At 60.7% G+C, this 13,078-nt stretch carries 13 protein-coding genes and 1 riboswitch; of the genes, 5 read left to right on the top strand and 8 right to left on the bottom strand.

Features of this window, described 5'->3' with window-relative positions; genetic code table 11:
* Positions 1-51: 51 nt before the first annotated feature.
* A riboswitch (guanidine-I (ykkC/yxkD leader) is annotated at positions 52-152 on the bottom strand.
* A 281-nt stretch (positions 153-433) separates the two neighbouring features.
* Both JUI81_RS20940 and JUI81_RS20935 read left to right on the top strand, forming a co-directional pair.
* Entirely contained in the window at positions 434-682 is a 249-nt protein-coding gene (locus JUI81_RS20940) for a hypothetical protein (RefSeq protein ID WP_019647972.1), read from the top strand.
* A gap of 212 nt (positions 683-894) precedes the next feature.
* Complete coding sequence (locus tag JUI81_RS20935; RefSeq protein ID WP_204124951.1) at positions 895-1,338, top strand: hypothetical protein; 444 nt, start codon at positions 895-897, stop codon at positions 1,336-1,338.
* A gap of 51 nt (positions 1,339-1,389) precedes the next feature.
* Here the strand turns inward: JUI81_RS20935 and JUI81_RS20930 are convergent, their stop codons facing one another.
* Positions 1,390-2,502: an enoyl-CoA hydratase/isomerase family protein gene (locus JUI81_RS20930; RefSeq protein ID WP_019580852.1), complete on the bottom strand. Its 1,113-nt coding sequence runs from the start codon at positions 2,500-2,502 to the stop codon at positions 1,390-1,392.
* 132 nt (positions 2,503-2,634) lie between these two features.
* Here JUI81_RS20930 and ung point away from each other — a divergent pair, with 132 nt between their 5' ends.
* Positions 2,635-3,327, top strand: coding sequence for a uracil-DNA glycosylase (gene ung, locus JUI81_RS20925; protein ID WP_019580851.1), 693 nt, complete (start codon positions 2,635-2,637; stop codon positions 3,325-3,327).
* A gap of 145 nt (positions 3,328-3,472) precedes the next feature.
* Here ung and JUI81_RS20920 read toward each other — a convergent pair whose 3' ends face one another.
* From JUI81_RS20920 to JUI81_RS20900, 5 genes are read right to left on the bottom strand one after another with little or no spacing between them, the layout of a single operon-like run.
* Positions 3,473-4,513, bottom strand: coding sequence for an AbrB family transcriptional regulator (locus JUI81_RS20920; protein WP_028939335.1), 1,041 nt, complete (start codon positions 4,511-4,513; stop codon positions 3,473-3,475).
* Positions 4,506-6,020, bottom strand: coding sequence for a tripartite tricarboxylate transporter permease (locus JUI81_RS20915; protein WP_019580849.1), 1,515 nt, complete (start codon positions 6,018-6,020; stop codon positions 4,506-4,508). Before JUI81_RS20915 ends, JUI81_RS20920 begins: the two co-directional genes overlap by 8 nt.
* Before the next feature lies 1 nt (position 6,021).
* Positions 6,022-6,480, bottom strand: coding sequence for a tripartite tricarboxylate transporter TctB family protein (locus JUI81_RS20910; protein ID WP_018926792.1), 459 nt, complete (start codon positions 6,478-6,480; stop codon positions 6,022-6,024).
* A 58-nt stretch (positions 6,481-6,538) separates the two neighbouring features.
* Positions 6,539-7,516: a tripartite tricarboxylate transporter substrate binding protein gene (locus tag JUI81_RS20905; RefSeq protein WP_018926791.1), complete on the bottom strand. Its 978-nt coding sequence runs from the start codon at positions 7,514-7,516 to the stop codon at positions 6,539-6,541.
* A 37-nt stretch (positions 7,517-7,553) separates the two neighbouring features.
* A complete protein-coding gene (locus JUI81_RS20900) occupies positions 7,554-8,846 on the bottom strand; it encodes an OprD family porin (RefSeq protein WP_028939336.1) in 1,293 nt (430 codons plus the stop codon).
* A 234-nt stretch (positions 8,847-9,080) separates the two neighbouring features.
* On the opposite strand from JUI81_RS20900, the gene JUI81_RS20895 reads away from it, so the two are divergent.
* Together JUI81_RS20895 and JUI81_RS20890 are read left to right on the top strand one after the other, a co-directional pair.
* Positions 9,081-9,752 (top strand): response regulator, encoded by a 672-nt coding sequence (locus JUI81_RS20895; RefSeq protein WP_007941432.1) that lies wholly within the window; start codon positions 9,081-9,083, stop codon positions 9,750-9,752.
* On the top strand, positions 9,745-11,133 hold the full coding sequence (locus JUI81_RS20890) for a sensor histidine kinase (protein WP_096479658.1): 1,389 nt from the start codon (positions 9,745-9,747) through the stop codon (positions 11,131-11,133). Before JUI81_RS20895 ends, JUI81_RS20890 begins: the two co-directional genes overlap by 8 nt.
* 125 nt (positions 11,134-11,258) lie before the next feature.
* Here JUI81_RS20890 and JUI81_RS20885 read toward each other — a convergent pair whose 3' ends face one another.
* Together JUI81_RS20885 and JUI81_RS20880 are read right to left on the bottom strand one after the other, a co-directional pair.
* Positions 11,259-12,080 (bottom strand): HDOD domain-containing protein, encoded by an 822-nt coding sequence (locus JUI81_RS20885; RefSeq protein WP_019580846.1) that lies wholly within the window; start codon positions 12,078-12,080, stop codon positions 11,259-11,261.
* Between the two features lie 35 nt (positions 12,081-12,115).
* Entirely contained in the window at positions 12,116-13,057 is a 942-nt protein-coding gene (locus tag JUI81_RS20880) for a folate-binding protein YgfZ (RefSeq protein WP_204124950.1), read from the bottom strand.
* Positions 13,058-13,078 lie beyond the last annotated feature (21 nt).

Here is a 13,078-nt window from a genome sequence, read left to right as displayed (position 1 = left end):
CCAGTTGATCAAGGGCGGACAGGAAGGCAGCGGCACCGCGAACGGTGGCTTGTCTCCCGGGCTTTTGTCCCGCCGTGTAACCTCAACTGGAGGTCGCCAACTCTCGGACCAGTCACTCGCGATTGCGAGCCGGAACCCTAGTCAGCCATTGCAAATTGTGGTGCCGCGAACCTGTGATGACTCCTGCACGTCTTTGGTTAAGCGAGAGCCGTGCCAAGTTGACTTGAGCGCTCTGGCTGGGGGCATGGAAGGGAGGGCGAGACAAACAGGGGAGGGCGCTTTGCCTTGTCATGGTGCGCAGCGCATGGGTATGCACCGTAGAAGGACAGCTAGCCGCTGATCTGAAGGTCGATGCGATCAGGCACTCGGTGCCTGTTTTAAAGTCAAAACAGGTGTGACTCGACTGCCGTTGCAGGTCTTTCAGGAGGCCTCCATGTTCTGTCAGAAAAAGCTCCGCCAAATACTGCTCAGTGTGTTTTTTGGTTTGGGTCTGTCCGGGTGTTACTACTACGTAGGTCCTGCCGATGCTTATCCGGCACCTTATTACTACCCCGGCTATTACTCGCCTTACTATTACGGCGGCTATTACGGGCCGCGTGTTTACGGTGGCTATCGCTATTATTACTACGGTGGACACGGACCTGGTCATTACGGCGGTGGATACAATCGCTGGCACCATTAATCAGCTCATGAATACATCGGCGCGTCCGTCTTGCGGAGGCGCCGTTTTCTTTTGCGCAGGATGAAAAACCTTTCATCGGCTACTTGTTTCTACGTGTTGCAGAAACGCACCAGATCCCGATTTCACTGTCTGATCTTTCGACAGTCGCCGAACAATTGACTGTCGCCTGCCAGCGTCGCTGGTGTGGCTCACTCGCGGTCCAGGAGGCCGCCATGCTCTGTCGAAAACAGCTCCACCAAATTCTGCTGATCGTTCTATCGGGATTGCTTCTTGGTGCGTGCGTGCCCTATTCCGATGGCGACAGCTACTACCGCTCGGATGTCTACACGTCCCCGGCGCCGTATTACTCCGATGGTGGTTACTACACAGCTCCGCGCAGGTACTACTCGCCGCCTGCACGGTATTACCAGCCATCGCCACGTTATTACTACCAGCCGCGGGTTTATCAACCGGCACCGCGCTATTACGACTACCGCGGCAACCAGAATCGCGGATGGGACCGTCATGACCGCGGTGGTTGGGATGGTCGTCGCGACGGTTGGGGCGGCCATAGTCGCGGCAACTGGAACGATGATTCCCGGGGCCACAGTGGGCGGGATCACCGTGGCGGAAGAGGCGATCATGGCGACAACGATGGCCGAGGCGGCCGTCGCTAATTCCTCAATAAAAAGCGGCGCATGAAGCGCCGCTTTTTTTGTGCCCGGATTTCAGTATTCCGACAGATCGGCCAGAGGGTGCCGACCTTCCCAAACCTTGTGAAAATGCGCTTCCACCGCCGCCTCCGGCACCGTGTTGATATCCGGCCAGTGCCAGTGAGGTTTCTGGTCTTTGTCGATCAACCGCGCACGCACGCCCTCGCTGAATTCCGGATGACGGCAGCAATTGAGGCTCATGGTGTATTCCATCTGAAAGACTTGAGCTAGCGACAGGTGCCGGGCGCGGGCGATCTGTTCCCACACCAGATGAGCGGTCAGGGGCGAGCCTTCAATCATGGTGCAGGCCGCACGACTGAGCAGCGGGTCTTTATGAACGCGTAGCGCACTGATGGCCTTCCAGGCACAACGAACGTCGCTGACATCCAGCAACTCGTCGATCTGCTGGCGTCGCGGCAGCCACTGCGCTTCGGGCATTTTTACGAGCGCTTCTTGTTGCAAGGCCTTGAGCAGGCTGTTGAGTTGCATGGCGGTCTGTTCCTGCCAGTTCAATTGCAGCAAACCTTCGATCAGGTCTTGCTGTTGTTGATCGAGCAAAAAGCGATCCGCGAGGTCCAGATCGATTGCATCGCGACCGTTCATCCGGGCGCCGGTCAGGCCGAGAAACAACCCGAGCTTGCCGGGCAACCGCGACAGAAACCAGCTGGCGCCGACGTCCGGGTACAAACCGATACTGATCTCCGGCATCGCCAATCGGCTGCTCGGCGTGACAACCCGAATGCCCGCCCCTTGCAGCAGCCCCATGCCGCCACCCAACACGTAACCATGACCCCAGCAGATCAACGGTTTCGGGTAGGTGTGCAACTTGAAGTCGAGGCGATATTCTGCCGCGAAGAAGTGCGCAGCCAGCGGCGGTACTTCCCCGGGATGGGCGCGACACGCTTCCACCAGACTGCGCACTTCACCGCCGGCGCAAAAGGCCTTGTCGCCATTGCCGCGCAGCAGTACACAAACGATCTGTGGTTCCTTGGCCCAGGCGTCCAGTTGATCGCGCAAGGCGTTGATCATCGGCAAGGAGAGGGCGTTGAGGGACTTTTCGGCATCCAGGCTGGCGATGCCGATGCGTGCGCCGTCGGTGCCGGTGAGTTCTTCGAAGTGCAGATTCATCATGACCTCGATCGGGAATTTGAGCGTTCAGTATGATCGCTCTATAGGAAAATGCCGGATCTGCGTCAGATCAATTGACAAGCGTGATGGGCTTTCCTAGGGTTCGCCCCATTGTTTTTGCCGGATGTAACCATGACTGCTGACGACCGTATCAAACTCGAACCGAGCTGGAAGGAGGCCCTCCGTGCCGAATTCGACCAGCCTTACATGGCAGAGTTGCGCACATTCCTGCAACAGGAGCGCGCGGCGGGCAAGGAGATCTATCCGCCGGGACCGTTGATTTTCAATGCGCTCAATTCCACGCCGCTGGACAAGGTCAAGGTGGTCATCCTCGGGCAGGATCCATACCACGGCCCGGGTCAGGCCCATGGGCTGTGCTTCTCGGTGCAACCGGGTGTACCGGCGCCGCCGTCGCTGGTGAACATCTATAAAGAGTTGAAACGCGACCTGAACATCGACATCCCCAACCATGGCTACCTGCAGAGTTGGGCGGAGCAGGGCGTGTTGATGCTCAATACCACCATGACCGTGGAGCGGGCGAATGCCAACGCCCACGCGGGCAAGGGTTGGCAGCACTTTACTGACCGGATTATCGAAGTGGTCAGCGAGCACCAGCCGCATCTGGTGTTCCTGCTGTGGGGCGCGCATGCCCAGAGCAAGCAGAAACTCATCGACGCCACCAAGCATTTGGTATTGACGTCGGTTCACCCGTCGCCGCTGTCGGCTTATCGCGGCTTCCTCGGGTGTGGGCATTTCAGTCGGGCGAACAAGTTTCTGGAACAGAATGGCGAGACGCCGATCGAGTGGCGGTTGCCGCCGGTGTGAAGATTGTGGCGAGGGGGCTTGCCCCCGTTGGGTCGCGCAGCGGCCCCAAAACCAACCACACCGAAGTCCTCAGATTTTACGACTGCTTCGCAGCCGAACGGGGCGATGCGGCGTTCCGACAGGCCCCCTCACCACAGGACTCATATCAGGGAGAATCCGGCTCCCGGTTCCAATACCTGAACAACGGCTCCGCCAAAAACAACACGAACAACAGCCGCATCACCTGCATCGCCGTCACCAGCGGCACCGACAATTGCAGGGTCTCAGCCGTCAAACTCATCTCGGCAATCCCGCCGGGCATCATGCCCAGCGTCAGCGAACGCAGATCCAGATGGGTCAATACACTCAAACCCAGCGCCGCCAGTGTGGCGATCAACATGGTCAAGACCGTGCCGATCAGGGTCCGGCCCATGAAGGACGGCGCCCGTCGGAAGAACTGTCGATTGAAGTGGCAGCCCAACCCGCTGCCGATCAGCCACTGGCCGATCTGACTGCCGCCGTTGGGCAGGCCGATGTGCAGGTCCCAACCAATGCTCACTGTCGCACTTACCAGCAACGGCCCGAACAGCCAGGGGTTGGGTTGCCGCAGGCGCTCCCAAATCCAGGCGGCCAGGGCGCCCGCCGGGAACAGAAGGGCCAGCCACCACCAGTTGACGGTTGCAGCATGCAAGGCCGGCGCACCGTCGCCCAACAGATACTTGAACGCCGCCGGCACACACAACACCACCACCAGCACCCGCAAGCTTTGCCCCGCCGCGACGCGACTGAGCACCGCGCCGTTGCGGGCGCCGAGGTTGACCATCTCCCCGGAGCCGCCGGGCATGCTGGAAAAGAACGCCGTGGCGCGATCTTCACCGGTACGCCGCATCAACCAGACCCCGACCACCGCGGACAGGCTGGTGACCAACGCACCGAAGAAGATCAAACCAAAGTGGCTCAGCACCTGCTCCATCACCACCGGGGTGAAGTGCAGGCCGATGCCGATGCCGACAACCCACTGGCCGCACTTGCGCCCGCCAGGGATTTCCGCCAATTGCCAGGGTGTCAGGCAGCGCACGAGGATGATCGCCAGTAACGAGCCGACCATCCACGGTAGAGGCCAGCCGATCTGGCTGGCGAGGTAACCGCCCAGCAGACCGACCAGCGGTGTACCCCACCAGGCTTTGAAGGGTGTTCGATCAGACATCGGCGATAGCGCGCCGGGCGACCGAACGTTTGCGCCAGATGCGCAGCAGCGGCATCAGCAACATGATTGCAGTCAGCACCCAGCAACCGAACGTGATCGGGCTCGACCAGAGGATTTCCAGTGCACCGTTGGAAATAGACAGCGCGCGACGCAGGTTCTGTTCCATCAGACCACCGAGGATGAAGCCCAGCAGTACCGGCGACAACGGGAAGTCCAGCTTGCGCAGGATGTAGCCGAAGATGCCGATGCCGATCATCAGGAACAGGTCGAAGGTGGTGGCGTGTACGGCATAGACGCCGATCCCGGTGATGATCGCGATCACTGGCACCAGTGCCCAGTTCGGCACGGCGAGGATGCGGGTGAAGATGCGGATCATCGGGATGTTGAGGATCACCAGCATCACGTTGGCGACGAACAACGACGCGATCAGGCCCCAGACGATGTCTGGCTGCTGCTGGAACAACAGTGGCCCCGGGGTGATGTTGTACAGCGACAATGCGCCGATCATCACCGCCGTGGTCCCCGAGCCCGGAACACCGAGGGTCAGCATCGGCACCAGGGCACCGCAGGCTGCGCCACCGATGGCGGTTTCCGGAGCCGCGAGGCCACGCATGTCGCCTTGTCCGAAAGTGCCCTTGGCACCGGCGATACGTTTCTCGGTCATGTAGGCCACCGCGCTGGCCAGCGTCGCGCCGGCACCCGGCAACACGCCCATGATGAAACCCAGCAATCCACAACGGACGTTCACCACGAACACCGCCGAGGCTTCCTTGAAGTTGAACATCATGCGCCCGGTGGCTTTCACCGCTTCCTGGCCTCGGTGGGTTTTTTCCAGCAGCAAGAGGATTTCGCTGATGGAGAACAGGCCCAATACCAGCACGACGAACTGAATGCCGTCGGTCAGATGAATGTTATCCCCGGTGAAACGGTATACGCCGCTGTTGGCGTCGATCCCGACGCTCGACAGAAAAAGACCGATCAACGCTGCAATGAAGGTCTTCAGCGGTCTGTCGCCGGCCATGCCGCCGAGACAGACAATCGCAAACACCATCAGCACGAAATACTCCGCCGGCCCGAAGGCAATCGCCCATTTCGCCAGCAACGGGGCGAACAGCACCATGCCGCAAGTCGCGATGAAGGCACCGATGAACGAACTCCACGCCGACAGCGACAGCGCTACACCGGCCAGACCCTTGCGGGCCATCGGGTAACCGTCGAGGGTGGTCATGACGGTGGAGGCTTCGCCCGGAATGTTCAGCAGGATGGAGCTGATCCGGCCGCCGTATTCGCAACCCAGGTACACCGCCGCCAGCAGGATCAACGCCGACTCCGGTGGCAGGCCGAGGGCGAACGCGATCGGAATCAGCAACGCCACGCCGTTGATCGGACCCAGCCCCGGCAGCAGGCCGACGACGGTGCCGATCAGGGTGCCGCACAATGCGGTCACCAGGTTGTACGGGCTCAGCGCAACGCCGAAGCCCTGACCCAAATAGCCAAGAGTATCCATATCAGTTCTCCAGAACGTCGAGCACGCCCAACGGCAGTGGCACGTCCATCAACTTGTCGAACAGCAGATAAAGACCGATGGCCATCAGGCTGATGATCACCGCGCTGGGCAGCCAGCGGCCGCCATACAGGCGTGCCATCGGGACCCCGATCAGAATGCTGGCGACGATGAAACCAAGGGGTTCGAAGGCCCCGGCGAACACCAGCAACAGCGCCACGCAGATGCCGATCTTGATCAGGGTTTCGCGGTCCAGTTTCGGGTCGTCATCGCTGTGCACGATCGGCGCCGGCCGAAACACCATGTACAGCAAAGCCAGGCCCATCAGGCCGAGCATCAGCAGGGGGAAGGCGCGAGGCCCGACCGGTTCGTAGGAAAAAGCCGCTTGATACGGCCACGCCATCAGCGCCAGGCCGACACAGGCCAGCAACAGCACCGAAGCAAAAATGCGTTGTATGAGCATGGGGAACTCCTGGGCCACGACCCCGAGAACCGGGGCCGCAGCCGCTAGACAGAGGCGATCACTGGATCAGGCCGAACTCTTTGGCCAGCACTTTGTAGTCCGCGACCTGCTTCTTCACGTAGGTGTCGAGCTCCGGGCCGGTCATGGCGAACGGGAACAGTTCACGCTGATCGCGCAGCTTGGCGAAGTCCTCGGAGGCCAGCAGTTTGTCGAAGGCGTTTTTCCACCAGGCGTAGTCTTCGTCGCTGACTTTTGGCCCGAGGTAGAAGCCGCGAACCACCGGCCAGACGATGTTGTAGCCTTGCTCTTTAGCGGTCGGAATGTCTTTCATTTCCGGCTCGTCCAGACGCTTCTCGGAGAACACCGCCAGCAGACGCATGTCACCGCTCAGGATGTGTGGCATGGAGTCGGAGATGTCGGTGCTGCCAACCTGGATGTGGCCGCCGAGCAGGGCGGTGGCGATTTCACCGCCGCCTTCGAGGGCGACGTAACGCAGGTCGCGCGGGTTGATCCCGGCCGCCTTGGCGATCAGGGCGGTTTGCATCCAGTCCTGGCTGCCGACGGTACCGCCGGAACCGATCACCACCGAACTCGGATCTTTCTTCAGGGCTTTGACCAGATCGTCCAGGGTCTTGTAGGGCGAATCGCTTTTCACCGCGATCGCGCCATAACTGGTGCCAACCGCCGCCAGCCAGCGCACCGCGCTTTCATCGAAACGCCCGAATTTGCCTTGCGCCAGGTTCAGCAGCGAACCGCTGGACCAGGCCACCAGCGTACCGGCATCGGCCGGGCGCTGAGCGACCACAGCGTTGTACGCCACCGCGCCGACACCGCCGGGCATGTAGGTCACGCGCATCGGTTTGGTCAGCAGTTTTTCGTTGACCAGCGCGCTTTGCGCCAGTTTGCAGGTGAGGTCGAAACCGCCGCCCGGCGAGGCCGGGGCGATGCATTCCGGGCGTTTGGGTTCGGCCAGCAATTGGCCGGCGAACAGCATGATGCCGGTGGCCAGAGCAACTTTACGCAGTGACAGGTTCATTCAAGTCTCCTTAAGTTTTTGTTATGGACGTACTGAATTACCAAAGGGCAACGCTATAGCTCACCAGCAGACGCACTTCATCGGCATCGCGAGCGGAGTAGTTGGAACGGTAGGTGGCATTGCGCAGGCGTACGGCAACGTCCTTGAGGGCGCCGCTTTGTACGACGTATTTGATCTCGGTGTTGCGTTCCCACTCTTTGCCTTCGTCGCCGTTCTTGAGCTTGATGTTGTCACCGCTCACGTAACGGCTCATGAAGCTCAGGCCGGGAATGCCGAGTTTGGCGAAGTCGTAGTCGTAACGTGCCTGCCAGGAGTGTTCTTCGGCGCCGGCAAAGTCGTTGATCTGCACGAAGTTGACCAGGTACGGATCGCTGCCATCGACGTAGGGGAAGGCACTGTCGCCGGACATGTGCTGATAGCCGGCGCTGAGTTTATGCCCGTTCAAGGCGTAGCTCACCAGCCCGTTCAGGGATTTGTTGTCGATTTTGCCGCCGCGGGCCGCGCCTTCGTCGTCGCTGATGGCAAATCGCAGATCGGTACCGAAAGTACCGGGGCCGAACGGTTGCGAAGCGACAACACCGAGGAAGTGCTGGTTGTAGACTTCATCGAGTTGAGCGAAGTGGTAGCTGCCGGTGATCTTGTCGGTGAATTTGTAGTCCACGCCGCCAAAGTCAAAATGCTTGCCTGCCACGGTGCCGGCGAAGCGGCTGTTCTTGTTGTTGAGGGCGATGTCTTCGAAGTCGGTGCTGTCGCGGTCCTTGGCTTTCTCCAGGCGGCCGCCGGTGAAGGTCAGGTTCTTGATCTCTTTGGAGGTCAGCATCCCGCCTTCAAAGGTCTGCGGCAGAATGCGGCCGTCGTTGGGCTTGAGAATCGGCAGTTCCGGAATCAGGCTGCCGATTTTCAGTTCCGTGGCGGAGATCTTCACTTTGCCGGTCAGGCCGAGCTTGGAATACTCGTCCGCCGCGCGCCCGTCGTCATGGGTTGGTAGCAGGCCGGTACCGGTGCGGTCCGGACTCGAATCGAGTTTTACCCCCAGCATGCCCAGTGCATCGACACCGAACCCCACGGTGCCGTCGGTGTAACCCGATTGCAGATTGAGCATGAACCCCTGGGCCCATTCGTCCCGCTTGGATTGCTGGGCGCTGGTGCCGTCGCGAAAGTCGCGGTTGAAATACATGTTGCGGGTTTCGAAGGTTGCCTTACTGTCTTCGAAGAAGGCAGCCTGGCTCAACGGCGAAAAGCCGGCGAGGGCGGCGGCGCTGACAAGGGCGGTCTGGCTGAGGCGGGAAAAACGAACAGGCGGGCGAGCCTGAAGCTGCATGGACAGCATGGTGACATACTCCGTTTATTGTTCTTATTTGGCGAAAACGCTTCGAGGCGGTTTTCGTACGCTATGTGCGGTAGCGACGGCAGTCGAAACTGTCCGTGGCTGGACTCTAACCGGCTTACCTTTCGCTAACCTTTCAGCTGACTTTCACGGTTTTCGGGCTTCACAGCGACGGATGCGGCTGTAAACTCCGCGCCAAAGAATGGCGTCGACCATCCCTGAATGAGGTAAAGATCCATGCGTGTTCTGCTCGTCGAAGACCATCTGCAGCTTGCCGAAAGTGTCGCCCAGGCGCTCAAGAGCACCGGGCTGACCGTGGATGTGCTGCACGACGGTGTGGCGGCCGACCTGGCCTTGAGCAGCGAGGAATACGCCATGGCGATCCTCGATGTCGGCCTGCCGCGCATGGACGGTTTCGAAGTGCTGGCGCGCTTGCGGGCCCGGGGCAAGAACCTGCCGGTGCTGATGCTGACCGCCCGCAGCGACGTCAAGGATCGGGTCCATGGCCTGAACCTGGGGGCTGACGATTACCTGGCCAAACCTTTCGAACTGACCGAACTCGAGGCCCGGGTCAAAGCCTTGCTGCGCCGCAGTGTGCTCGGCGGTGAACGCCAGCAGCGCTGTGGCGTGCTGGCCTATGACCTGGACACCCGGCGCTTCACCCTCGGCGAAGAATTGCTGACCCTGACCTCCCGCGAGCAGGCAGTGCTCGAAGCCCTGATCGCCCGTCCCGGCCGGGTGATGAGCAAGGAGCAATTGGCGGCTCAGGTCTTCGGCCTGGACGAGGAGGCCAGTCCCGATGCCATCGAGATCTACGTCCACCGCTTGCGCAAAAAGCTCGACGGCCAACCGGTGGCCATCGTGACCTTCCGTGGCCTTGGCTATTTGCTGGAAAGCCGCGATGCATAAGCTCAGCAGCCTGCGTTGGCGGTTGCTGTGGAACCTCGCGCTGCTGCTGGTGGTGTTGATGATCGCCAGTGGTTTGAGTGCGTACTGGAACGGTCGCGAAGCCGCCGACACCGCGTATGACCGGACCTTGCTGGCCTCGGCGCGGACCATCGCCGCCGGCCTGTCCCAGCGCGACGGCAGCCTCAGCGCCAACGTGCCTTACGTGGCCCTCGACACGTTCGCCTACGACAGCGCCGGGCGGATTTTTTACCTGGTCAACGACATCAACCAGAAGCTGATTTCGGGCTACGAAAACCTGCCGGCACCGCCACCGGGAACACCGCGCACTGATGACTATCCGGCGCTGGCGCGTTTCTACAATGCTACCTATCAAGGGCAGAACGTGCGGGTGGTCAGCCTGCTCAAAGCGGTCAGCGAACCGAACATGAACGGCATGGCGGAAATCCGCGTGGCGGAAACCGATGAGGCGCGGGTCCGCATGGCGCGCAGCCTGATGGCCGACACCTTGTTGCGGCTGGGCATGCTGGCGATCGGTGCGTTGTTGCTGGTGTGGTTTGCGGTCAGTGCGGCGCTGCGTCCACTGGAGCGCTTGCGTACCGCGGTGGAAGAGCGTCAACCCGATGACTTGCGGCCCTTGCCGCTGGTGGAAGTGCAGCACGAGCTGGGGCCGCTGGTGCGCGCGCTTAATCACTTTACCGAGCGTTTGCGCGGGCAGTTCGAGCGCCAGGCGCAATTCATCGCCGATGCCGCCCATGAACTGCGCACGCCGCTGGCGGCGCTCAAGGCACGTCTCGAACTGGGCTTACGCTCGAGCGAACCCGAAATCTGGCGCAGCACCCTGGAAACGGCCGCCCAGGGTACGGATCGCCTGACCCATCTGGCCAATCAATTGCTCTCGCTGGCACGGGTCGAGAATGGCGCCCGGGCTATCGCCGAGGGCGGTGCGCAATTGCTCGACCTCAGTCAGTTGGCCCGTGAACTGGGCATGGCCATGGCGCCGCTGGCTCATGCACGTGGCGTGGCACTGGCGTTGGAAGCTGACGAGCCGGTGTGGATGCGTGGTGAGCCGACGCTGCTGAACGAGCTGTTGAGCAATCTGGTGGACAACGCACTGGCCCACACGCCACCGGGTGGCAATGTGATTCTGCGGGTCACGGCGCCGGCGGTGCTGGAGGTCGAGGACGATGGTCCGGGAATTCCCCTTGAGGAACGGGAGCGGGTGTTCGAGCGTTTTTACCGGCGCAATCAGCAGGTGGCTGGGTCGGGATTGGGGCTGGCGATTGTCGGCGAGATCTGCCGCGCCCATCTGGCGCAGATCAGCCTGCACGATGGCGAATTGGCGGGGCTGAAAGTGCGGGTAAGTTTTATTGCGGGGGAGTGAACACACTCACACCTGTGGAAAGAGGCTTGTTGTGGCGAGGGAGCTTGCTCCCGTTGGGCTGCGAAGCGGCCCCAAGAAGGGACTGCTGCGCAGTCCAATGGGGGCAAGCCCCCTCGCCACAGAAATCAGTAAAACATCGACCGCGACTCTTCCAGATCCTTGTACATCGCCTCGTTCTCCGGATCGATTCCCAGCTTCTTGAAGGCCGGCACACTGAACGGGTCGATACGGGCCAGGGGATGATCGGTGTCCTTGTGGCAATACAGGCTGGCCACTTGCACCAGATCGACATAGTCGACCCGCGCCGATTGCCGCTTGAAATCCAGATACAGCCCCGGCAATTGCACCAGCATTTCCGGAAAATCCCAGACCCTGAGCAATTTATCGCCGAGCAGCGGATGGATGCGTTCGATCACATGGTTGAGGCTGACCGGGTCTGACAGCAATTCATAGTGATCTTCGGCGTAGGTCAGGATCGGCAGCACGCCAATCTGATGCACCAGCCCGCCGAGCGCCGCTTGATCAGGCTTGAGTTGTGTGTAGCTGCGGCACAACGCATAGCTGACGCCGGCGATTTCCAGGCTTTTGCGCCAGACCTCGCGCATTTTCTGTTCCACCACTTCGGAACGGGCATTGAAAATCTGCTCCATCACCAGACCGATGGCCAGGTTGCTGCTGTAATTGACACCCAGCCGGGTGATGGCCGTGTGCAAGTCAGTCACTTCCTGGGTCGCGCGCAGCAACGGGCTATTGACCACTTTGATCAGACGCGCCGACAGCGCGGTATCGCGGCCGATCACTTTGCTCAGGGTGCTGACACTGATTTCCGGGTCTTCGGCGGCCTTGCGAATCTGCAGGGCCACTTCCGGTAATGTTGGCAGAACCAGGTCATCATTATCGATGGCCTCAACCAAATCCTGTTGGACCTTATCCGCCAGCTCACTCATTTCTTTTCTCTAGGGTATTGCGACAAGTGCTGCTGTTAACGCTGGATTTCGCGATCACGATCCAGTTGGTAAGGCAGGTCGAGCAAGTGCAGGCCCGGGCCTTCGAGTGCGCCAAGGTGCAGGTTGCCATCTTCTGCAGCTTCGGCTTGCAGCACGGCCAGGAGTTCAATGTTCTGCTCGGTGCGAGCAGCGATCACCACTTCACCAATCGAACTGCCGTGAGTCGGGGAGAACAGTGGCGTGCCGGGTTCAGGCAGTTCACTACCTTCCAGTTGCAAGCGATACAGACGACGCTTGAGTTTGCCCAGGTATTGCATGCGCGCAACGATTTCCTGGCCAGTGTAGCAACCCTTCTTGAAGCTCACGCCGCCGACGGCTTGCAGATTGAGCATCTGCGGGATGAATAGCTCGCGGGTGCTTGGCATGACCTGGCCGATCCCAGCGCGGATCTGGCCCAGCAGCCATTGATTCAGTTCGCCTTCGGCCAGCAGGGCGGACAGCTTGCCCTTGATGGTGTCGGCTTGATCGGCGTTCACCCAGAGTTCAGCGCGCTCAGGCGAGACGCGAAGGGCGATCAGGCCGCCATTGCGCACGACGCTGTCGGTGCCTGCCGGTAGCGCCAGGCCCAGGCTGGCCAGTGCCGCATCGCCATGCTCAAGGCCAAAACGAACCCAGCCGGCACTTTCGTCGGTCAGTTTCGATTTGGAGAACACCGCGTACTTTTTCAGGTCCGCCAATTGCGGCTCCAGCAGCTCGCTGGCCATCGCCATGAGCACACCGTCGCCTTCCAGCAGAATGCGGAAACTCGACTGCATCCGGCCTTTCTGCGTGCAACGCGCGCCAAGGCTTGCCTGGGTGTCGCTCAGGTAATTGAGGTTGCAAGTCAATTGGCCTTGCAGGAATTTGCTGGCATCCGAGCCGCGTACCGCGAGAACGCCTTCGTGAGACAGGGTGCAGAAAAAAGCAGAATCGGCCATGGGTCATCGCAGGGTAAAGAG

Origin of the sequence: Pseudomonas sp. 008 (assembly GCF_016861935.1) — a bacterium.
GTDB lineage: Bacteria > Pseudomonadota > Gammaproteobacteria > Pseudomonadales > Pseudomonadaceae > Aquipseudomonas.
The sequence above is the reverse complement of the archived record's forward strand: the minus strand, read 5'-3'. Positions and strand labels throughout refer to the sequence as shown.